Below are 20,169 nucleotides of genomic sequence, written 5' to 3' on the forward strand. Positions count from 1 at the left end.
ATGGCCCAAGGCCCAAGCCCACATTGGGTTATCATGACTACTTTCCCAATGACCGACTGATCACCATGACTGCCGTAACTGACACCCTGCTCAATGCCCTTCACAAATGCGACATGCTGATCATAGACGGGCTGCATGCATTCGATTTTTACCTCGACGAGCAGGACCAATTGCACGTCGAGTGCATGAACGGTCGCACCCTCGAGTACTGGCGCTTCACGCCAGCGCAGATGCAGGCGGCGACCTTCGATAAAGCCACGAACCACTGGATCATCACCAGCGATTCGGGCGACCACCACTTGGAGTGCGTGGAAGCCACCAGCGGCCACGACGATGAGGACGAAGAAGATGAAAATGCGTAGTCTCTGGCCGCTGTTGATGGCCGGTAGCATGGGCGCCATGGGTGTCCAGGCAGGTACCGATGAACGCCATCAACTGCTGGTGGGCTCCTACACCGCCGGCCAGAGCCAGGGCATCTACCGGATGCAATTCGACAGCCGCACCGGCCAGCTCGATGCCAACCCGTTGCAAGTGATCAAGACCGAAAACCCTTCGTGGCTGACCCTTTCCAAGGACATGACCCGGCTGTTCGTGGTCAACGAAAACGGGCCGGGCCAGAAAGACCCGGTGGGCAAGGTCAGCAGCTACGCCATTGACCCGAAGACCCATGCACTGAGCCTGATCAACCAGGTGCAGTCCCTGGGCAACGAGCCGACCCATTCCAGCCTCAGCGGTGATGGCCGGCATCTGCTGGTCAGTAACTACTCGGTGGTGGAAGACCCGGGCGGCACCCTGGCGGTATTGCCGGTAGGCGCCGATGGCAAGCTGGCGTCGGTGGTGCAGTTGAGCAGTCATCAGCCGAGCAAGGTCAACCCTGAGCGGCAGATGTCGGCCCATGTGCACGCCGCAGTGTCCTCGCCCGATGGCAAGTACGTGTTCGCCAACGACCTGGGGGCGGACAAGGTGTTCATCTACCGCTACGACCCCAAGGCCAATCCAGAGCTGCCATTGACCGCCGCCGATCCAGCCTTCGTGCAGTTGCCACCCGGCAGCGGCCCGCGTCACCTGTTGTTCAGTGCTCATGGCAAGCACGCCTGGCTGACCATGGAAATGAGCGCGCAAGTGGCGGTGTTCGATTATCAGGATGGCCGCTTGACCCAGCGTCAACTGGTCGACCTGGCGGCTGGCAAGCCGCAGCCGGGCAGGGCGGCGGCTGCGCTGCATGCTTCCGCGGATGGCAAGTTCCTCTACGTCAGCAACCGTGGCACCACCAACGAAGTGCTGGTGTTCGCCATCGACCCGGCCGCCGGCACGCTCAAAGAGCTGCAGCGACGCTCGGTCGAAGGCGATCATCCACGGGAGTTCAGCCTCGACCCGAGCGGGAAATTCCTGCTGATTGCCAACCAGAAGAGCAACCAGATCGTGGTGATCGAGCGCGATCCGAAGACCGGCCTGCTGGGTAAAACCGTGCAGAAAATGCCGATGGATGCGCCCAGCGATTTGAAGTTCATCGTCCGTCAATAGAGCGTAGGCCCCGTTTTTCGGGGCCTGCGCCGTTGTATCAACGAGACTGATATTCGCAAGTGATGTAAAGCATTTCAACGCGGGACGCCTCGGCGCGTAAGTTTGCTTCACGGCCCAACCGGGCAAGTCAGCCAACTGAATCCGAGGTCTACCGCCATGAATCTGAATCTCTTCTCCGTGATCGCCGCTTCTGCCATCTCTGCCACCGTGGCGCTGCCCGCCAGTGCCAGCGTCGAGATCAGCGACAAGAAAAATCGCACCCAGAGCTACACCGAGAAATACCTGCAACAAAGCGCTAACTTCTATGCGGCGTTGGACCACAAGTCCCAACACTGAAATATCGCGCAACGACCGAAGCCTGCGATCTTTTCATCTTCACCGACCCTCAGGTGCAAGAGAAAAGATCGCAGGCTTCGCCGTTTCTGGAGAAATCCTGCTGTAATATCACTTGGCCATGTGTTTAAATTTGACGCTGATAAATTGACTCCTTTGCCGATTAAGGACCGACACCATGGCGATGCGTCTGGCGGTGATGCTGCTGTTTCTCTATTCCACTCCGATTGTTTCCGCGGCCCAGCCAGATTCCGGCGAGTTGGAAGCGGCGCGTGAGCGATTGTTGAGCTTGCTTAGCGACTGATTGGATCTGGTCATAGAGATTGTGTGGGAGCAAGGTTTGCCCGCGATACAGTCGACTCGATTTCTGAAGGACCGCATCGTCTTCATCGCGGGCAAGCCTTGCTCCCACAGATATTCCCTCGCCACAGGGTTGTGTGCAGGCTGCTACTTGGCCATGATCGCCACGAACAGCTCGCAATCCAGGAACCTCTGCAACCAGTCTTGTAGCCGAGGGTAGGGCGCCTGGGCAAACCAGTCGCGGTCGACGTGGGCGAACTGCCGTATGAAGGGCATCACTGCCACGTCGCCCAGGCTCGGGTGATGCGCCGCCAGAAACGTCCGGGTCTCAAGCAAGGCCTCCAGCCTGCGCAGAAAGCTTTCACCCTCGCTACGGTAATGTTCCTTCGGGTACTCGGGATGGCGCTCGGGGTATTTGTAGTGATTCAAGTGCAGCTTGAATACCTGGTCGTTTTCCTCGATCAACGCCGCTGTCAGCGCCTGGCCTTCGGGGTCGTCCCGTAGCCTCCAGTCTTGCGGATCGTGCTGGGCCAAGGCCCAGTTCATGATCTCCAGGCTTTCATCGATCACCCGGCCATCGACCTGCAGCACCGGCACCGTGCCTTTGCTGGAAAGCGCGAGCATCTCGGCTGGCTTGGCCTTCAGGCTGACTTCGACAATATCCAGTGCGACCGCGCTGTAGCGCAAGGCCATGCGCGCCCGCATCGCATAGGGGCAGCGGCGGAAGGAATAGAGCGTGGTGTGGCTCATTTCACCTCCACTGTGCTCAAGCCGTTGCCCTGGCGACGCACCTGGATCTGCACCGGGATCCGCTCGTGCATTTCCTGCACGTGGGAAATCACCGCGACCTTGCGGCCCTGGGCCTGGAGGCCGTCGAGGGCGTCCATCGCCAGTTGCAGCGATTCGGGGTCGAGGCTGCCGAAGCCTTCGTCGATGAACAACGATTCGATCTTCAGTGTGCTGGACGCCATCGAGGCCAGGCCCAATGCCAAGGCGAGGGAGACCAGGAAGGTTTCGCCGCCGGACAACGAATGCACCGAGCGCAGTTCATCGCCCATTTCCGTGTCCATCACCAGCAGCCCGAGCATGCTGCCGCCGCGCTTGAGCCGGTAGCGGCGCACCAGTTGCCGCAGTTGGGCATTGGCGTGGTGCACTAGCAAGTCGAGGTTGTAGGCCTGAGCCAGCTTGCGGAAACGGTCGCCGGTGGCCGAACCGATCAGGGCATCGAGGCGCGCCCAGCGCTGGTACTCGTTGTAGGCCTGTTCGATCTGCTGGGCCAGGGCCTGGTTGGCGTTCTGCCGGCGCTGGTCTTCGGCCTGTTCGGCGCGCAGTTCGGCGCAGTGCTGTTCGCTTACGGCGAATTGGCCTTGCAGTTCGGTGAGAGCCTGGGCGAGTTGCTCAGGCGCCAGGTTGCCATTGTGTTGGGCCTGGTGGTTTTGCAGGCGCTGCTCGCGTTCGGTGAGCAGGACTCGGGCTTGTTCGATGGCTTTTTCGCTGTTGAGCAAGCGCTGGCGCAACTGGCTGACGTGTTGCTCGTCCAGGCCGAGCAGGGCCTTGAGGGCGGCATCGTCCAGTTCCGGATGGGTGGTGCGCCATTGCGCGATACCGGCGGCCAGCGCCTGGCGTTCGTGGTCCAGGGATTGCGCCTGTTCCTGTCGGGCCTTGAGTTCGGCGGCCAGTTGCACCAGATCGTTGCGCAATTGCTGCAACTGCTGATTGGCCGTCGCCTCGGCATCCCGCGTCTGTTCCAGGCGCTGGTCGAGTTGTTGCTGCCACTGTTCGGCGCTGGTGTGCTCGCCGAGCAATTGCGTGAGTTTCTCCTGGCAGGCCTGTTGTTGCTCGCTCAGGGCGCTGAATTGCAGGCGGGCCGCTTCCAGTTGCTGGAGGCGGGTCTGCTGGCGGTCCTGTTCTTTCTCCAGGGTCTGCTGGCGCTGGAGCTGTTCGCCCAGTTCGTCGCGCTGCTGTTCCAGTTGCTCCAGGCGCTGGGCGATCTGCTGGTCGAGCTGCAAGAAGGTTGCGGCGGGTTCGCTGCGCAAGGCTTGCAGGGTGTCAGCGGGTAGCAGGGCGCTGAAGTGGCTCAGTTCCTCGGCCAGGCGCTGGCGGTCGCGGGCCAGCTCCTGCTGCTGGTTGCCCAGGTGCTGTGAGGCCTGTTGGCTGGCTGCCTCGGCTTCACGCAGCCGCTGCGCCATGCGCGCGGCGTCCTGCTGCAGGGTCAGCAGGGCGGTTTGCCGTTGTTCGTCCTGGCTGATGCGCAGGTTCAGTTGGCTGTTCTGCTGGGTCAGCCAGGCGTCGCGCTTGTTCGCTTCCTGGGCCAGCAGTTGCGCCGACAACGGGTGGGCTTCAAGGCTGGGTGCCAGGCTCTGTTGCTGGCTGGCGAGCTGTTCCTGCTGCTGTTTGAGTTCCTTGAGCTGGGCGATGACCCCGCTGTATTGCGCCCGCAGGTCGATGACTTTTTCATTGAGCAGGTCGACGGCCTTGCGGGCGTTGGCCTCTTCGGTTTCATCAAAGCGCCCGAGGTTTTCCAGCAGGGCTTCGGGCTGATGATAAGGATGCTCGATGCTGCCACACACGGGGCAGGGCTGTTCATCCTGCAACTGTGCGCGCAGTTGCTCGACGCTTTCGCTGCGGGCCAGGCGCTGGCGCTCCAGCAGTTCACGGGTGACGGTCAGGGTCTGTTCGGCAATGGTCAGTTCGGCCTTGGCTTCGCCGCCTTCACGCACCAGCCGGTCACGTTCCTGCAACGCCCGTTGCTGGCGTTGTTCAAGTTCGGCGCCGCGTTTGTCCAGCTCTTGCTGACTGGCCCACAGCCGGGTCAGGTCTTCAAAAGCACGCAATTGCTTGCGGTTGTCTTGCAGCAGATTGCCAAGCAACTGGATCTGTTCGGCCACTGCCTCCGGCTCGGCGCCGGCTTCCTTGTAGAGCACTTCGAGGTCTTGCCGGTGGGTGGCCAGTTCCTCGGCGGCGCGGGCGGCGCCTTGTTCCAGTGTGGCGAGTTCGGCCTGGCCCTGGTTCAGGCGATTGCCGATCAGCATCAGTTGTTGGAGGCGATCGCGATAGGCGTTCCAGGCATCGCTGAGCGGGGTCAGGTGCGTGCTTTGTTCCAACGTGCCGGCGATGCGCTGCAAGCGCTCGGCCACCTGCCTTTGCTGTTCGAGCAAGGTGTCGATGGTGCGCTGGCCTTCGGTGCAGGCCTGCTGTGCCTGTTCCTGGCGCTCGGCGCCCTGGCTGGCGTCCCTGGCGAGGCGGGCCAGGGTACTTTGCTCTTCAAAGGCCTGGCGCAGCAACGGCGCGCTGTCGCTGCTGTGTTGGCGGGCCGCAGCCAGCGCCAGTTGCGCGGCGCCCAGGCTTTTTTCCAGTTCGGCCTGCTGGTCATGGAGATTGAGCTGCTGCTGGGTAAGCTGCTGGATCTGCACGGCCAAGGGGTCGAGCTGTCGGCTCAGTTCGGCCTGGCGAATGAACTGATGGCGCTGGGGCGCCAGTTGCTCCAGGCGAACCAGTTTCAGGCGTTCGTCGGCCAGGGCGTTCCAATCGGCCTGGGCCTGTTGCAGCTGTTCGGCGGCGCTGGCGTGTTCATCCTGCAACAGGCCCAGGTCGCGCAGCCAGGTGTGCTGCTGCTCCAGTTGCTTGAGTTGCGCCTGTTGGGCCTTGAGTTGTTGCTGGGCGTCGTTGAAACGCTGGTCCAGCTCGGCCCGGGCCTCGGGGGCCAGCGGCGTGACACCGGTGGCCTGGTCCTGCAACTGCCGGTGGCTGTCCTTGGCTTGCTTGGCCTTGTCGAAGGCGCGGCGGCCGAGGCGGGTATACAGGGCGGTGTCGGTGAGCTTTTCCAGCAGTTCACTGCGATCGTTGTCATCGGCCTTGAGGAACGCGCTGAACTCGCTCTGCGCCAGCAGCACGGCCCGGGTGAACTGTTCGAAGTTCAGGCCCAGGGCCGCTTCGAGCTGGGTCTTGTATTCGCCTTTCTGGCTCGCCAGCAGTTGATCGTTGTCCAGGTCCCGCAGGCTCTGGCGGCTGGCTTGCAACTTGCCGCCGGCTTTTTCCCGGGCGCGATTGGCTTCCCAGCGGGCCCGATAGCGGCGTCCGTCGATGCCGCGAAAATCCACTTCGGCATAGCCATCGCCGGTACCTCGGCGCAACAGCGTGCGCGGATCGCCCGTGGCAATCTCGCCATCGACGTCCGGTACCTTGGCGTCACGCCCGGTGTTATTGAGGCGCGGCACGGCGCCGAACAGCGCCAGGCACAGGGCGTCGAGCAGCGTGCTCTTGCCGGCGCCCGTGGGGCCGGTAATGGCGAACAGGCCGGCGCTGGCCAAGGGTTCGGCGGTGAAATCGATTTCAAACGGCCCGGCCAGGGACGCCAGGTTCTTGAGGCGGATCGCGAGGATCTTCATGGCTGCTCGCTCTCCATCTGCACGTCTTGCAACAGCACGGCAAAGTCCTTGAGGGTCTGTTCGTCCACTTCGTTGCCGTAGGTGTCCTGCCAGGCGCGGCTGAACAACTCCTGCGGGCTGAGTTGATCCAGCTCCACCAGCGCGCTGCCATCATCGGCACTGCCAGCGCCACCGTTGCCGGCATACTCGGCGGCGATCCGCACCAGGCGTACGGCCTTGCCTTGCAGTGCGGTCTCCACCTGGTGACGCAGGTCCGGCTGCGGCTCATCGAGGCGCACCCGCACTTCCAGCCAGGGTTGGCGCTGGACATCGGCCAGCAGGTCGATGTCGGGCAGGTCCTTGAGTTGCACCAGGAGATCGGCCAGTGGCGCCGGGCCCAGGCGTTGCAGGTTGACGGCCCGCGGGATCAGGCGCGGCTCGACCTTGACCAGGGCTTCGCCGTCCAGGGTGATGTCGAGGATCTGATGCTGATAGCCGATCTCCGAAAATGACAGCGGGATCGGCGAACCGCTGTAGCGGATACGCTCTTCACCGTTGACCTTCTGCGGCTTGTGCAAGTGGCCGAGGGCGACGTAGCTGATGCTCGGGCCGAACAGGCTGGCGGGCAGGGCCTCGGCGTTGCCGATGATCAGGCTGCGCTCGGAATCCTCGGACACCGAACCACCGGCCATGTGCGCATGACTGATGGCGATCAGCGCCTGGCCTTTCTTGCGCTTGCTGTTGGCCGCGGCGATCAGCCACTCATGCACCTGGCCGATGCCTCGCAGGTAGTCGTCGCCCAGTTGCGCACCGGTGACTTCGGCAGGGCGCAGGAACGGCAGGGCCAGGCACCACGCCTTGACCTTGCCTTTGGCATCGGGCAACGGCAACAACAGGCGCTCGACGTCCAGTTGACCGTCGTCCAGCCACAGCACCCGGCCCAGGGCATGGGTGCGCAGGCGTCGCATCAGCGGCGCAGGCAATTCGATCCGCGAGCCGGAGTCGTGGTTGCCGGCGATCATCACGATGGTCAGGTTGGCGTTCTGTTCATGGGCGCTGACGATGAAATCATACAGCCGCTCCTGGGCTTTGACCGGCGGGTTGACGGTGTCGAAGATGTCGCCAGCGATCAGCAATACGTCGGGCTTTTCGTGGGTCAGTTGACGCAGCAGCCAGTCGAGGAAGCAGGCGTGTTCGAAATCGCGTTCCTGGCCGTGCAGGTTTTGCCCCAGGTGCCAGTCGGAGGTGTGAAACAGACGCAAGGTGAACTCCAGGAAACTGATGATGGCCGCGGTGAAGAAGAGGGCGGCTAAAAGAAGCAGAGTTTACTGGGAAACCGGGGCTAGGACTTGTTCAACTTTGCTGGATCTATGAACACTGATCCTGTGGCAAGGATATTTATGTGGGAGCAAGGCTTGCCCGCCATGCTCCCACCCGTTTTGCTCGCACATAAAACCCCTCGCCACAAAGGCTACGAAAAAAGCGGGTTTATTTGGGGTAAAGCGGCGGCAACCCCGAATCACCCGCCGAGCCCAGCCCCCCTTCGGTGGGCGGGATGGTGCGGATGGCCCGCCACAAGTCTTCACCCTGCCAATGCTGGCCGGTTTCGCTGTAGAGCGCGCCGTTGAGGCCGTCCAGGGCGTCGGACAGCGGCACGAAACGCGCCGCCATGTCGGCCAGGGTTTCCGGCTGCTGGCGGGCCCAGGCGTCCAGGGCCTGGCGGGTGGCGTGGGGGTCGTTGGCCAGGCAGGTACGTTTGAGATCATCGAGCAGGGTGCGTGGACTCGGTCCGGTCTGGGTCGAGCGCAGGATTGCCGGCTGCCAGCGGGCGCGCCACCACAAGCCAAAGCCCAGCAGCGTGGTGCAGGCGAGGAGGAAGGTGCTCAGTTGCCAGTACCACAGGGCCTCGCTGTCGACCGTTGTCACGATCTGCGTCGTGCCGGCCGGCGTGTCCACCATCAGGCTTGGATTATTCGCCACTTGCAGGGTCCGTGCCGGGAGGCTCGTGCGGTCCAGGTGGTCTTCCAGGGTGTTCCACCAGACCACTTCCACCGGTGGCAGCTCGATGGTCCCGCTGCGGTTGGGCACCAGGGCCTCGCGGTCTTCGCGGCTGCCCACCAGCCCGCGCTCGCTGTTGCGGCTGCTGAGTACCGGTTGGTCCGGATAGCGTCGCAGGCCGTTGATCTCCGTGGCCTGTAGCGGTGGCAACTGGGCGCTGGCCAGGCCTTCGGCTTCCAGGGTCAGGCTGCGGGTCAGGGAATCGCCCACCTGGCTGTGGGTCGGTTCCGGGCTCCAGCTTTCACTCAAGGACAGGCTGCGTGCGGGTAGCCAGGGCACGTCGGCCGGATAACTGTCAGGCTTGGGCTTGACGCGCAGCAACAGTTGCGTGGAGCTTACCCGCATCAACTGGCCGGGTTTGGGGCCCGAAGGTACGGTGTCCTGGGCCACCGGCTCGACCAGGGTGGCACTGAATGTCTGGGCCGGAATCGTCAGTTCGCCGCTGCGTTGCGGATAGATGCCGTAGCGCAGTTCGATCACGCCATGGCGGACATCGTTGATGACTTTTTCATAAGTGCGCGATTCGCCCAGTTGCTCGGTGCGGGCATCGGGAATGTGCAGCGGCGTGAGGCTGCTGTCGTCGTACAGCGACACCGAATGGTAGATGCGCAGGGTCAAGATCGCCTGGGCCTGAACATACACTTCGGTCTGGTCGAGGCTGGCCTCGATGAACACTGCTGCCAGGGGCTGGGAGGCGTTGCGGGTTTCGCCTTCGACCACTTGCAGGGTGATCGGCTGGCTGGTCACTTCGCCCAGTTGCAACGGCGGAATGATCACGGTGCCGCTTTGGCGCGGCAGCAGGGTCACGATCCAGCGGGTGGTGGCACGGTTCTCACCGTCGAGGGTCGTCAACTGGTTGACCTGACGGGTACCGCGCACATCGAACAAGGCCTGGAGCGGGCCCAGGTCCGGTTTGCCGAACAACGTGGCGTCGTTGGATTCCAGGGTCAGTTCCACCGTTTCCCCGGAGTTCAGGCGGCTGCGGTCCACACTGGCAGTCAGCTGTGCAGCCTGGGTTCCAGAGGCCCAGAGCAGCAACACGAGGAGGTAGGCGGTGAAGCGGGTCATTGGGTTTTTTCCTGGGCCTGATGGCTTTGCTGTTCATACCAGAATTTACGCCTGAGCAGCTCCCCTGGATTATCCGGGATCTGGCGCAGCCATTGTTCCAGTGCCTGGCGCTGTTCTTCTTCATTGCGCTGACCTGCGGCAGGACGCAGTGGCGGGGTGGTGGTCTGCTCATCGGGCAGTTCGCTGCCCGGTACATCCTGGGCGGCAGGCGGTTGTGCCGTCCGCGGGGGCTGGGACTGGTCCGATGTCGTGCTTGGCTCGTGGGAGGGTTGTCCCGGTTCGGAAGACTGGGTGGGTGAGTCGACATCCGGCGATTGCTCGGCGGGGGCCGGTTCCTCGTTTTCGGCAGGCTTGGGTTCTTCCGGTACAGCGGCCGGCTCTTTCAACAAGCTTTCCACCAGGGCCTTGTTGGTCTGGGCGGGGCGCAGGTCGGGTTGCAACTCCAGGGCCTGCTCATAGGCATCCAGCGCGGCTTCCAGTTCGCCGCTCCTGGCCAGGGCGTTGCCGCGATTGTAGTGCGCGCGGGCGTCATTGCCTTCGGCGAAGCGTCGGGCGGCTTCGCTGTATTGACCGGCTTCGTACAGGGCGACGCCTTGCCACTGGCTGTCCTCGAAGTGGGCGGCGGCTTCGGCGGGACGTTTTTGCTTGAGCAAGTGCTGGCCCTGTTGGTCGGCGCGCAGCCACAGGTCCTGGAATTCGAAGGCGTGGCCGGTTTGCGGCAACACGAACAACAGCGGCAGGCAGAACAGCCAGCCTCGCCGCCCGGCACAGGCGGCCAACAGCAGCAGGGGCAGGAGCAGCCAATAACCCTGGTCGGCCCAGGTGTCCAGGCGCAGGGTTTGTCCATCGCTGCGCAGATGGCGAGGACCGTCCAACAGACCCAGGCCGCGCAGGTCGCTGTCATCCAGGCGCGCCGGCCGGTAGCGGCCGTCCAGCTCATTGGAGAACGCCTTGAGGCCCGGGTTGTCGAGGCGCGGCAGTAGAATCGCGCCTTGGGCATCCTTGAGGTAGCTGCCATCCTCTTGGGCCACGGGGGCACCTTCCCGGGTACCGATGCCCAGCATCAGCCATTGCGTGGCGGAACCGTCCAGGGCCTGGCGAATGCCTTGGCGCTCCTGCTCATTCAGCGATGAGCCGATCAGCAGGATCCGACCCTGTCCAAGCTCGCTCTGGTCCAGCAGGGTCAGCGCCTTGCGGACCGCCAGGTCGGCACGATGGCCGCTCTGCGGCATGATCGACGGCGCGAGGGCTTCGAGCAGGTTGGCGCTGGTGGACAGGTCGTCGGACAGCGGCACCAGCGTATGGGCACTGCCGGCATAGACGATGATCGCGGTCTGGGCGTCGCTGCGGTTCTGCAACAGGTCCAGTACCTTGCGCCGAGCCTGTTCCAGGCGCGTGGGCGGGACGTCGGTGGCGAGCATTTCCGGGGTCAGCTCCAGCACCACCACCAGCGGGTCGGCGGGTTTCTGGCTGGTCTGTTCGACCCGCGCCCAACTCGGCCCCAGCAACGCCAGCACGATCAACAGCCAACCCAGGCCCAGGGCAATCCACGGCAACCGGCTTTCACGGCCACTGCCGCCACTGAGCAGCACAGCATGAAAGGCGGGAGGCAGGATCATCTGCCAGCGGCCCACGCGTTTCTGCCGGTGCCACAGTTGCCAGAGCAACCAGCCCAGCAGAGGCAGCAGCAACACGAACCAGGGGCGTAGCCAATGTGGCCAGAGGGCGATCATCGACGCCTCCGCAAGCGCAGGCGCTTGAGCCGCTGGCGCCACTCGGTGTGTTGGGCTGGCTGGAACAGCGGCTGGTTGAACAGGCGCTGCAACGGATTGTCCGGCCAGCGCGCCCGGGCCACCAGCAACATGCTCAATAGCAGCGCAACGGCCAGGGGCCAGTGATACAGCGCCAGGGCAGGACGGGCCTGGGTCGGTTGCTGGGTCACCGGTTCGAGCTGGTCGAGGGTGGTCTTGATCCCCAGTAGTTGCTCACCATCCTGGGCGCGAAAATACTGGCCGCCGGTGACTTCGGCGATTTCCTTGAGTGTCGGTTCGTCCAGGTCCAGGCTCGGGTTGACGCCGAGCGAACCTGTGGTGCCGCTTTGTTCCGGGGCGGCGCCGATGCCGATCGGGTAGATTTTCACGCCTTCGTCGGCGGCCAGTCGCGCGGCGGTCAGTGGGTCGATTTCGCCGCCGTTGTTGGCGCCGTCGGTGACCAGGATCAACACGCGGCTATGGGCCGGCCGCTGGCGCAGGCGCTTGAGGGCCAGGCCGATGGCGTCACCGATGGCCGTATTCTTGCCGGCGATACCGATGCGCGCCTCATCGAGCCAATGGCGCACGGTGCGGCGGTCGAAGGTCAGCGGTGCCTGCAGATAGGCCTGGCTGCCGAACAGGATCAGGCCAACCCGGTCACCTTCGCGGCCTTCGAGAAAATCCCCGAGCATGTGCTGGACCAGCGCAAGGCGACTGACCTCTTCGTCTTTCCATTGCATGTCGGGAAAGTCCATGGAACCCGAGACATCCACCGCCACCAGCAGGTCGCGACCGCTGGCGGCAATGGGCAATGGCTCGCCCAACCACTGCGGTCGGGCAGCGGCGATCAGCAACAGCAGCCAGAGCAGGATGAAGGGCGCCTGTTGCCGCCAGGTCGGCAGATTGGCCCGGGCTCGCCGACCCACCAGGCCTTCCAGGTCGCCGAGGAAACTGACTTTGAGCGCTGGCTCGCCGCTGTCGGCCGCCGGCAGCACCAGGCGCATCAGCCAAGGCAGCGGCAACAGGGCGAATACCCACGGCCAGGCGAACTCAAACATGTTTGCGAATCCAGATTTCGACCGCCTGGGTCAGGCCGGCGATGGCTTTGTCATCGAGCTTGCATTCGGGTTTGTAAGCGCCTTCCACCAGCACCATCCAGCGGGTCAGGCCAGCTGCCGGGCAGCGGTTATCCAGGAAAGCCAGCCATTTGCGCCCGTTGAGGGTGTGGCTCTGGCTGTAGGGGTAATGGTTGCGACACAGGCGTTTGAGCAACCCGTTGAGCTGTTGCAGCCAGGCCCCAGCCGGCGCCCCATCGTAGGGTTTGGGCAGCAGGGCGAGTTCGGCCAGCGCGGCCAGTCGCACCGGGTCCAGGGGTTGTTCGGCACGGGGGCCGGTGCGCTTGGCGGGAATGAACCGGCGCAACTGCCACAGGCCCAGGCCCAGCAAGGGGATCAACACCAGCAGCAACCACCAGCCCGGCGCGGGAGGCCAGAAACCGATAGGGGGCGGCGCTATCAGTGGCTGCAATTTATCCAGGTTGCTCATCGACTTTTCCCGGCCCGCTTGGGGTTCAGGTATTCGCGCAGTTGCTCGACCATGTCGCCCTGGGTGCTGAGGGGCATCATCAGGATCCGCAGCTTCTGCGCCAGTATTTCCCAGCGCTCCTGGCGTGCCTCGGCCTGGGCGCGATAGGCCTGGCGCAGTTCGAAGTTCAGGGTGTCGAGCTCCAACTGTGAAGAGTGTTGGGCGAAGCGCAGCAGGCCGGCGGCGGGCAGGGCGTGATCCAGCGGGTCCGACAGCGGCAGCAGCAACAGGTCGCAATGGCGCGACAGCAAGCTCAACTGCTGTTCGGCGCTGTCGGACAACGCACGCTCGTCGCAAATCACGATCACCAGGCTGCCGGGCCGCAGTACTTCCCGGGCGCGGCGCAGGGCGATGCCGAACGAGTCGCGATCCGGCTCGCCTTCGGTGTGCAGTGACTGATTGACCCGCACCAGCCGGTTGAGCAATTGCAACAGGCTCTGTTTGCTGCGCCGCGGCTTGACCTCGTAATGGGTGTTATTGCCGAACACCAGGCCGCCGACCCGGTCGTTGTGCCCCAGCGCGGCCCAGCCGATCAGGCTGGCGGCCTGGGCGGCGAGCACCGACTTGAACATCAGCCCCGAACCGAAGAACAGCCGGTGGCTTTGCTCGATCATGATGAAGATCGGCCGCTCGCGTTCTTCGTGGAACAGTTTGGTGTGGGGCTCCTGGGTCCGGGCGGTGACGCGCCAGTCAATGGTGCGTACGTCGTCGCCGGCCTGGTAGACCCGCACCTGGTCGAAATCCACCCCGCGTCCGCGCAGCTTGGAGTGATGCAGGCCGATCAGCGGACTGCGCTGTCCCGGTGTCGAGAACAACTGCACCTCGCGCACACGATGGCGCATCTCGATCAGCTCCGAAAGGCTGACGCGGATGCCCGGTGCGGGCGCCAACGGGTTATTCATGACTCATGCTCAAGCGACAGCGACGACGTCGAGAATCCGCTGCACGACCCGGTCCTGGTCGATGCCAGCGGCCTCGGCTTCGAACGACAGGATGATGCGATGGCGCAGCACGTCGAACAGCACGGCCTGGATATCTTCCGGGCTGACAAAGTCGCGTCCGGCCAGCCAGGCGTGGGCACGGGCGCAGCGGTCCAGGGCGATGGAACCCCGCGGGCTGGCGCCGTAGGCGATCCACTCGGCCATTTCCGGGTCGAACTTGGCCGGGTTACGGGTCGCCATGATCAGTTGCACCAAGTATTCCTCCACGGCGTCGGCCATGTACAACCCGAGGATTTCCTTGCGCGCGGAGAAAATCGCCTGCTGGCTCACGCGGCGTTCGGGCTTGGTCTCGCCGTTCAGCGCTTCACCCCGGGCCTGCTGCAGGATACGGCGTTCCACCGCAGCATCGGGAAAGCCGATCTTGACGTGCATCAGGAACCGGTCGAGCTGGGCTTCGGGCAGCGGGTAGGTGCCTTCCTGCTCGATCGGGTTCTGCGTGGCCATCACCAGGAACAGCGGCGACAGTTCATAGGTGCTGCGCCCGACGCTGACCTGGCGCTCGGCCATGGCTTCGAGCAAGGCCGACTGGACCTTGGCTGGGGCGCGGTTGATTTCGTCCGCCAGCACCAGGTTATGGAAAATCGGCCCTTGCTGGAACACGAAACTGCCGGTTTCCGGGCGGTAGATTTCCGTACCGGTGATGTCGGCGGGCAGCAGGTCGGGGGTGAACTGAATGCGATGGAACTGCGCTTCGACGCCTTCGGCCAGTTCCTTGATGGCCTTGGTCTTGGCCAGCCCCGGCGCGCCTTCCACCAGCATGTGGCCGTCGGCAAGCAGGGCGATGAGCAGGCGCTCGATGAGTTTTTCCTGGCCGAGAATCTGCGTTGAAAGAAAGGTTCGCAGCGCAAGCAGCGCTTCACGATGTTCCATCGGTGACTGTTCCTGGAAAGGGTGGCCCCAGGCGTTCGGATAACGCCGGGGCTGGGGGCGTTACTTTAATGCATGGCGGGGGGTGGCGACTAACGGGATTTTGATCAGCCGTGTGAATTGTGATCGGCTTGGAAACATTGTGGGCTGGGTTTGCTTGCCATGAATCCCACCCGGACAGGCGCACTTACCCCGTGGCGAGGGAGCTTGCTCCCGCTTGAGTGCGAAGCACTCATAAAATGAAGGGGTGTTTATCCGGACGTAGGAGTGCTCTGGAACAGGCTACGTTGTCTTGCGCCATTGCCTACAACTGCGCCAGAATCCGCCGGCTTGTGCGCTTGGGAGGCAGGTTCTATCGTTTCCGGGTCGCTGATGAATCAGCGATCGGGTTTGGTAGCCCGGTTTTCTGGCGCAGGTGCAGCCTGATATAGGGGGCTTTTCGTCCTCTGTTTTATGGTGGTCATGCGCAGGGCGTCCTTGGACGCGCCGGGTTGCCAGGTAACCGGTCTACCAACCTTCGTATGGCCACCTCCCTTCGTTTGGTAGCGAGAGAGATGGCTCCAATTTTCTAATCTGGAGTTTCATCTATGTTCAAAGTAACCCCCAACCCACCGAACACCGATTCGTCCTCACCGCGCCCAAAAACCAAGTCCCAAAAACACGACGAAGTCACCGACCGAGTCCTCGACCATTACCTGAACCCCAAACCGGACAAACCCGAAGCAGAACCTGCCCCCGGCCAACTCTTCACCGTCAACAAAGACATCGACACCGAAAGCTTGCTTGCCTACCTCAGCGAAACCCTGGCTTCGGCCAATGCCATGGCCAATGACCTGGCTTTCGACCTGGACGGTTCACGCCGGCATTTCCTCCTGGGCATTCAGCAACTGATCGAACTGGGCAGCCTGCTGGCGAACCGTGCACTGGACAACATCGAAACCCGTCAGCCGACATAACCCCCGTGGCGAGGGAGCTTGCTCCCGCTGGGCTGCGCAGCAGCCCCAAACCGAGGCGGCGCGGTTCCCCATACACACCGCGCCCGCCGGGCCTGCGACTGCTACGCAGACGAACGGGAGCAAGCTCCCTCGCCACAGAAGCGCTGCTGTGCTCGGATGATTGCTCAGCCTACCCACGCCCCCGCATTCACCAGATTCACCGGGCGCTCCCCCGCCAATGCCATCAGCAAATTGTCCACCGCACAACGCGCCATCGCCTCCCGTGTCTCGTGGGTGGCCGAGCCCATGTGCGGCGTCGCGACCACGTTGTCCATCTGCAATAGCGGTGAATCCGCACTCAAGGGTTCGCGCTCGAACACATCCAGCCCCGCACCACGGATCTGCTGGTTGCGCAGGGCGTCGATCAGCGCCGCTTCATCGACCACCTTGCCCCGGGAAATATTGATGAAAATGGTTTCAGGGCGCATCTGCGCGAACGCTTGTGCACCGATCAGCCCTTGAGTCTCAGCGGTCAAGGGCAGGGTCAGGCAAATGAAGTCCGCCTGCTGCAACAGTGTCTCGAGGCTGCAATAGCGCGCGCCGAAACGCTGCTCGACCGCGGGCTTGGGTGAATGGCTGTGGTAGAGCACCGGCATGCCGAAGCCGAAATGCCCGCGTTGGGCCAGGGCCTCGCCGATGCGGCCCATGCCGATGATGCCCAGGGTCTTGCCGTGGACGTCGGTGCCGAAATGCCGCGGGCCGATGCTCTGTTGCCACTCTCCTGCGCGAACCAGGTTGGCCAGTTCCACCACGCGTCGAGCGGTCGCCAGGATCAAGGCGAACCCAGTGTCGGCGGTGGTTTCGGTCAGCACGTCGGGGGTATTGCTGAGCAGGATCCGGCGTTCGGTCAGGTAATCGATGTCGTAGTTGTCGACCCCCACCGAGACGCTGGCGATGGCTTGCAGGTTCGGCGCCAGGTCCAGCAGCGCCGCATCCAGCTTGAGGCTGGCGCCCAGCAGGCCGTGGGCGGCGGGGAGGGCGTCGCGCAGTTGCGCCAGGCCCTGGGCATCGAGGCGCTCGATGAGCGTGACGTGGGCCTGGGCTTGCAGGCGGGCCATCAATTGAGGGGACAGCGCTTTGTACAACACCACATGCTTTTTCATGGGACGGGTCTCGATTCAGGAACGGGCGGGCGCCGGGTGTGGCGTTGCGGTATGGGAGACTTCCCGGTCGCTGGCGCCGGGTTTGAGGGCGAGGGTCAGTACCACCGACAGCAGCAAGGCGCCGCTCATCAGCAGGAAGGACATGCCGGGGGAGCCGGTGGTGCCGTTGAGGTAGCCCACCAGGTACGAGCCGCCGAACGAACCCAGCGCGCCCATGCTGTTGATCAACGCCATGGCGCCGCCGGCGACGTTGGCCGGGAGGATTTCCGGAACGATGGCAAAGAACGGACCATACGGCGCGTACATGCAAGCGCCGGCGACCACCAGCAAGCCATAGGACCACCAGAAATGCTCGGCCCCCAGCAGGTAGGAGGCGTAGAACGCGACGGAGGCGATCAGCAGGGGCGGCCAGACAAAACGCTTGCGCTTCTGCGCCTTGTCCGACGCCCAGGACACCACCAGCATGCCGATCACTGCCGCCAGGTAAGGCAAGGACGATAGCCACCCGGCCTCGACCATGTTCATCTGCAGGCCGGCCTTGAGGATCGACGGCAACCACAGCACGAACCCGTAGACCCCGATGCTCCAGCAGAAAAACTGCAGCGCCAGGATGATCACCTTGGGCGAGCGAAAGGCCTCGGCGTAGTTCTTCACTGCCTTGATGCCGACCTGTTCGGCCGCCAAGGCGCTTTCCAGGTCCCGTTTCTCCTGATCGCTGAGCCACTTGGCCTGGGCTGGGCGATCATCGGCCAGGCGCCACCAGATAAAGGCCCAGAGCACCGCCGGCAGGCCTTCGATGATGAACATCCAGCGCCAGTCGAACTGCTGCACCAGGTAACCCGACACCACCGACATCCAGAGCATGGTCACCGGGTTGCCAAGGATCAGGAAGGTATTGGCGCGCGAGCGTTCGGCCCGGGTGAACCAGTGGCACAGGTACACCAGCATCGCCGGCATCACGGCGGCCTCGACCACCCCGAGCATGAAGCGGATCACGATCAACCAGTAGGCGTTGGAGACCACGCCCGTCAGGGTGGCCAGTGAGCCCCAGAGAATCAGGCTGACGAAGATCAGCTTCTTCACGCTGTGCTTTTGCGCGTAGATCGCCCCTGGTACCTGGAAGAAAAAGTAGCCGAGGAAAAACAGTGCGCCGAGCAGCGATGACAGCCCCGGGGTGATCATCAGGTCCTTGGCCATGCCCGAGGCGGCGGCAAATCCATAGTTGGCCCGGTCCAGGTAGGCCAGGCTGTAGGTGATGAACACGATGGGCATGATGTACCACCAGCGACGGGTGGCGAGGTTGAGCGTTTGCATGTCGTTGACTCCTGAGCTTGTTGTTTTTGTTGCAGCAGGTGCGTTTTGTGGTAGCTCTATCGCGAGCAAGCTCGCTCCCACAGGGGTTAACTCGATCCCATGTGGGAGCGAGCTTGCTCGCGATAGGCGGTTTCAAATACAGCCAATAACTCGGTGCGCGTCGGCAACCCTTCCATATCCCCACGGCTCTGCACCGCGCGGCTGCCGATCCAGTTGGCGCGCTGCACGGCCTCGGTGATGGCGCGGCCTTCGAGCAACGCACTGATCAGGCCGACGGCGAAGCCATCGCCAGCGCCCACGGTGTCCACCACCCGGGCTACCGGTACGCCGGCGATAACGCCCTGGTCCAGATGCGTGCGGTAATAGGCACCGTCCGCGCCGAGCTTGATCACGACGATTTCGGCGCCTTGATCCAGATAGAACGCGGCGATATCGGCCGGGTCGTCGAAACCGGTCAGCAAGCGACCTTCGCCGAGCCCCGGCAGGACCCAGTGGGCGAGGGCGGCGAGGCGATTGATTTGCGCAATCATGGCCGACTCGCTGGTCCAGAGGCTCGGCCTCAGGTTGGGGTCGAACGACAGGCTGCGGCCGGCTTCGCGCATGCGGGTCATCAATTCAAAGGACATCTCGCGGGCCGTGGCCGACAACGCCGGGACGATGCCGGTGGCGTGCAAGTGACGGGCTTCAAGCAGCGCTGGCGCGATGGAATCGATCGACAGATGACTGGCCGCCGAGCCACGACGGAAATACTCGACCTGCGGGTCGCTGCCATCGTCGGTACGCGACTTGAACTGAAAGCCGGTGGGGTGCGTTGGATCGACCGCTACGTGGCGACAATCCAGGCCTTCGTTTTCCAGGGTCTGCACCACGAAGCGTCCCAGGGAATCAGCGCCGACCCGGCTCAGCCACGCAACCTTGAAGTCCAGTCGCGACAGGCCGATGGCCACGTTGCTGTCGGCCCCGGCGATACGCTTGTGGAACTGGTCGACGCTGGCCAGCTCACCGCGCTGGTCAGCCACCAGCATCGCCATGGTTTCGCCGAACGACAACACATCGAACTCAGGCATGGGCAGGCTCCCGGCGCGATTGTCCGAGACGGGACAGCGTGGCGACATGTCCAGCGGTCAATTGCAACAAGTCTTCGCCTTGCAGCGGATATTCGGCGGCGCGCATCACACCGACGGGCATGTGCTTGAGCAGTTGTTCCCACAGGTGCAGGTCGGTCATGGCCGGAGGCACGGCGACCAGTTTGCCGTCGGCGCGCTGGGCCACTGCCTTGCAATGCACGTAAGCCACATACCGTCCGAGCTGTCGGGCGGCGACGGCGGCCGATTGGTCCTGCCATTGCCAGTTGCCGATGTCGAAGGTCATGCCGACGGGCAATGCGTGCGCTTCTGCTGCGCTGAAGAAACGTTGCAACGGTTCGATCCGTCCGCCTTGCAAGGTCTGGTCGTTTTCCACCAGCAACTGCACCGGGCTTGCGCCGAGCACATCCGCCAATGCCGACAGATCATGGGAGTCGGTGAAGTGCCCGAGGGAGACTTTCAGCCATGCCGAGCCGAACGCCTCGGACCGTTGCAGGGTCAGCGCCAGGGCGGGGTTGGGCCTGGACTGCCCGGCGAGCCACAGCTCCAGTGGCGACGAGAAAATACTTTGCAGCCCCTGGGCGCGAGCGCGAGCGGCCAGCTCGGCGGGCTGTTCGGTGGTGAGCAATTCTTCGCGCCATTCGATGCGCGAGGCACCGGCTGCTGCCAGCAGATCGATGAAACTGCCTTGGCCTTGTTGCCGTACCAGGTCGGCGCCGTAGCTGGAAAGACTGATGGAGACGGGTGGATTGTGCATTGTTTTTATACCTCTGAAACCGGTTTCAGTTTTGTGCAAAAAAAGGTGGTGTGCTTCAGGGC

The 20,169-nt window shown here is 63.5% G+C and carries 18 protein-coding genes; 5 read left to right on the top strand and 13 right to left on the bottom strand.

Going from position 1 to position 20,169, the window contains the following annotated elements; all coding sequences use genetic code 11:
- Positions 1-65: 65 nt before the first annotated feature.
- The 4 genes from AB4O22_RS09105 (at position 66) to AB4O22_RS09120 (ending at position 2,161) form a co-directional block, all read left to right on the top strand.
- A complete protein-coding gene (locus AB4O22_RS09105) occupies positions 66-362 on the top strand; it encodes a DUF5629 family protein (RefSeq protein ID WP_043042412.1) in 297 nt (98 codons plus the stop codon).
- Positions 349-1,524, top strand: a complete 1,176-nt coding sequence (locus AB4O22_RS09110; protein ID WP_460096152.1) for a lactonase family protein — start codon at positions 349-351, stop codon at positions 1,522-1,524. Before AB4O22_RS09105 ends, AB4O22_RS09110 begins: the two co-directional genes overlap by 14 nt.
- Positions 1,525-1,680: 156 nt before the next feature.
- Positions 1,681-1,860 carry a hypothetical protein gene (locus AB4O22_RS09115; RefSeq protein ID WP_460096153.1) on the top strand — a complete coding sequence of 60 codons (180 nt, stop codon included), beginning with the start codon at positions 1,681-1,683 and terminating at the stop codon, positions 1,858-1,860.
- A gap of 175 nt (positions 1,861-2,035) precedes the next feature.
- Entirely contained in the window at positions 2,036-2,161 is a 126-nt protein-coding gene (locus AB4O22_RS09120) for a hypothetical protein (RefSeq protein ID WP_003202672.1), read from the top strand.
- Between the two features lie 143 nt (positions 2,162-2,304).
- On the opposite strand, the gene AB4O22_RS09125 is transcribed toward AB4O22_RS09120, so the two are convergent.
- The 9 genes from AB4O22_RS09125 to AB4O22_RS09165 all read right to left on the bottom strand — a co-directional run bounded on the left by AB4O22_RS09125 (position 2,305) and on the right by AB4O22_RS09165 (position 14,856).
- On the bottom strand, positions 2,305-2,907 hold the full coding sequence (locus tag AB4O22_RS09125) for a glutathione S-transferase (RefSeq protein ID WP_460096154.1): 603 nt from the start codon (positions 2,905-2,907) through the stop codon (positions 2,305-2,307).
- Positions 2,904-6,545, bottom strand: coding sequence for an AAA family ATPase (locus AB4O22_RS09130; RefSeq protein WP_460096155.1), 3,642 nt, complete (start codon positions 6,543-6,545; stop codon positions 2,904-2,906). The genes AB4O22_RS09125 and AB4O22_RS09130 overlap by 4 nt, the downstream gene beginning before the upstream one ends.
- A complete protein-coding gene (locus tag AB4O22_RS09135; protein ID WP_223470594.1) occupies positions 6,542-7,786 on the bottom strand; it encodes an exonuclease SbcCD subunit D C-terminal domain-containing protein in 1,245 nt (414 codons plus the stop codon). Before AB4O22_RS09135 ends, AB4O22_RS09130 begins: the two co-directional genes overlap by 4 nt.
- Positions 7,787-8,012: 226 nt before the next feature.
- Positions 8,013-9,650, bottom strand: coding sequence for a BatD family protein (locus AB4O22_RS09140; protein WP_460105651.1), 1,638 nt, complete (start codon positions 9,648-9,650; stop codon positions 8,013-8,015).
- Positions 9,647-11,383 (bottom strand): tetratricopeptide repeat protein, encoded by a 1,737-nt coding sequence (locus AB4O22_RS09145; RefSeq protein WP_223470598.1) that lies wholly within the window; start codon positions 11,381-11,383, stop codon positions 9,647-9,649. Before AB4O22_RS09145 ends, AB4O22_RS09140 begins: the two co-directional genes overlap by 4 nt.
- Complete coding sequence (locus tag AB4O22_RS09150; RefSeq protein ID WP_003202661.1) at positions 11,380-12,459, bottom strand: vWA domain-containing protein; 1,080 nt, start codon at positions 12,457-12,459, stop codon at positions 11,380-11,382. Before AB4O22_RS09150 ends, AB4O22_RS09145 begins: the two co-directional genes overlap by 4 nt.
- A complete protein-coding gene (locus AB4O22_RS09155; protein WP_223470601.1) occupies positions 12,452-12,946 on the bottom strand; it encodes a DUF4381 domain-containing protein in 495 nt (164 codons plus the stop codon). Before AB4O22_RS09155 ends, AB4O22_RS09150 begins: the two co-directional genes overlap by 8 nt.
- The gene (locus tag AB4O22_RS09160; RefSeq protein WP_003202656.1) at positions 12,943-13,887 is read right to left on the bottom strand and encodes a DUF58 domain-containing protein; all 945 of its coding nucleotides are present in this window, start codon (positions 13,885-13,887) and stop codon (positions 12,943-12,945) included. Before AB4O22_RS09160 ends, AB4O22_RS09155 begins: the two co-directional genes overlap by 4 nt.
- 9 nt (positions 13,888-13,896) lie before the next feature.
- Complete coding sequence (locus AB4O22_RS09165) at positions 13,897-14,856, bottom strand: AAA family ATPase (protein ID WP_003202654.1); 960 nt, start codon at positions 14,854-14,856, stop codon at positions 13,897-13,899.
- Between the two features lie 584 nt (positions 14,857-15,440).
- Between AB4O22_RS09165 and AB4O22_RS09170 the strand changes: the two genes are divergently transcribed.
- Complete coding sequence (locus AB4O22_RS09170) at positions 15,441-15,809, top strand: DUF6124 family protein (RefSeq protein WP_079305541.1); 369 nt, start codon at positions 15,441-15,443, stop codon at positions 15,807-15,809.
- 164 nt (positions 15,810-15,973) lie between these two features.
- On the opposite strand, the gene AB4O22_RS09175 is transcribed toward AB4O22_RS09170, so the two are convergent.
- From AB4O22_RS09175 to AB4O22_RS09190, 4 genes are all read right to left on the bottom strand, one after another.
- A complete protein-coding gene (locus AB4O22_RS09175; protein WP_223470605.1) occupies positions 15,974-16,951 on the bottom strand; it encodes an NAD(P)-dependent oxidoreductase in 978 nt (325 codons plus the stop codon).
- Positions 16,952-16,966: 15 nt separating this feature from the next.
- A complete protein-coding gene (locus tag AB4O22_RS09180) occupies positions 16,967-18,265 on the bottom strand; it encodes an MFS transporter (RefSeq protein ID WP_123350722.1) in 1,299 nt (432 codons plus the stop codon).
- A gap of 86 nt (positions 18,266-18,351) precedes the next feature.
- Positions 18,352-19,332 (bottom strand): sugar kinase, encoded by a 981-nt coding sequence (locus tag AB4O22_RS09185; RefSeq protein WP_460096156.1) that lies wholly within the window; start codon positions 19,330-19,332, stop codon positions 18,352-18,354.
- Positions 19,325-20,107 carry a sugar phosphate isomerase/epimerase family protein gene (locus AB4O22_RS09190; protein ID WP_013693551.1) on the bottom strand — a complete coding sequence of 261 codons (783 nt, stop codon included), beginning with the start codon at positions 20,105-20,107 and terminating at the stop codon, positions 19,325-19,327. The genes AB4O22_RS09185 and AB4O22_RS09190 overlap by 8 nt, the downstream gene beginning before the upstream one ends.
- Between the last annotated feature and the right edge of the window lie 62 nt (positions 20,108-20,169).

The organism is Pseudomonas sp. S3_B11 (assembly GCF_054667715.1).

Bases quoted from the DNA above. Each gene is read 5' to 3' on its own strand.
- AB4O22_RS09105 (WP_043042412.1), top strand. From the start codon at position 66: ATGACTGCCGTAACTGACACCCTGCTCAATGCCCTTCACAAATGCGAC.
- AB4O22_RS09110 (WP_460096152.1), top strand. From the start codon at position 349: ATGAAAATGCGTAGTCTCTGGCCGCTGTTGATGGCCGGTAGCATGGGC.
- AB4O22_RS09115 (WP_460096153.1), top strand. From the start codon at position 1,681: ATGAATCTGAATCTCTTCTCCGTGATCGCCGCTTCTGCCATCTCTGCC.
- AB4O22_RS09120 (WP_003202672.1), top strand. From the start codon at position 2,036: ATGGCGATGCGTCTGGCGGTGATGCTGCTGTTTCTCTATTCCACTCCG.
- AB4O22_RS09125 (WP_460096154.1), bottom strand. From the start codon at position 2,907: ATGAGCCACACCACGCTCTATTCCTTCCGCCGCTGCCCCTATGCGATG.
- AB4O22_RS09130 (WP_460096155.1), bottom strand. From the start codon at position 6,545: ATGAAGATCCTCGCGATCCGCCTCAAGAACCTGGCGTCCCTGGCCGGG.
- AB4O22_RS09140 (WP_460105651.1), bottom strand. From the start codon at position 9,650: ATGACCCGCTTCACCGCCTACCTCCTCGTGTTGCTGCTCTGGGCCTCT.
- AB4O22_RS09145 (WP_223470598.1), bottom strand. From the start codon at position 11,383: ATGATCGCCCTCTGGCCACATTGGCTACGCCCCTGGTTCGTGTTGCTG.
- AB4O22_RS09150 (WP_003202661.1), bottom strand. From the start codon at position 12,459: ATGTTTGAGTTCGCCTGGCCGTGGGTATTCGCCCTGTTGCCGCTGCCT.
- AB4O22_RS09155 (WP_223470601.1), bottom strand. From the start codon at position 12,946: ATGAGCAACCTGGATAAATTGCAGCCACTGATAGCGCCGCCCCCTATC.
- AB4O22_RS09160 (WP_003202656.1), bottom strand. From the start codon at position 13,887: ATGAATAACCCGTTGGCGCCCGCACCGGGCATCCGCGTCAGCCTTTCG.
- AB4O22_RS09165 (WP_003202654.1), bottom strand. From the start codon at position 14,856: ATGGAACATCGTGAAGCGCTGCTTGCGCTGCGAACCTTTCTTTCAACG.
- AB4O22_RS09170 (WP_079305541.1), top strand. From the start codon at position 15,441: ATGTTCAAAGTAACCCCCAACCCACCGAACACCGATTCGTCCTCACCG.
- AB4O22_RS09175 (WP_223470605.1), bottom strand. From the start codon at position 16,951: ATGAAAAAGCATGTGGTGTTGTACAAAGCGCTGTCCCCTCAATTGATG.
- AB4O22_RS09180 (WP_123350722.1), bottom strand. From the start codon at position 18,265: ATGCAAACGCTCAACCTCGCCACCCGTCGCTGGTGGTACATCATGCCC.
- AB4O22_RS09185 (WP_460096156.1), bottom strand. From the start codon at position 19,332: ATGCCTGAGTTCGATGTGTTGTCGTTCGGCGAAACCATGGCGATGCTG.
- AB4O22_RS09190 (WP_013693551.1), bottom strand. From the start codon at position 20,107: ATGCACAATCCACCCGTCTCCATCAGTCTTTCCAGCTACGGCGCCGAC.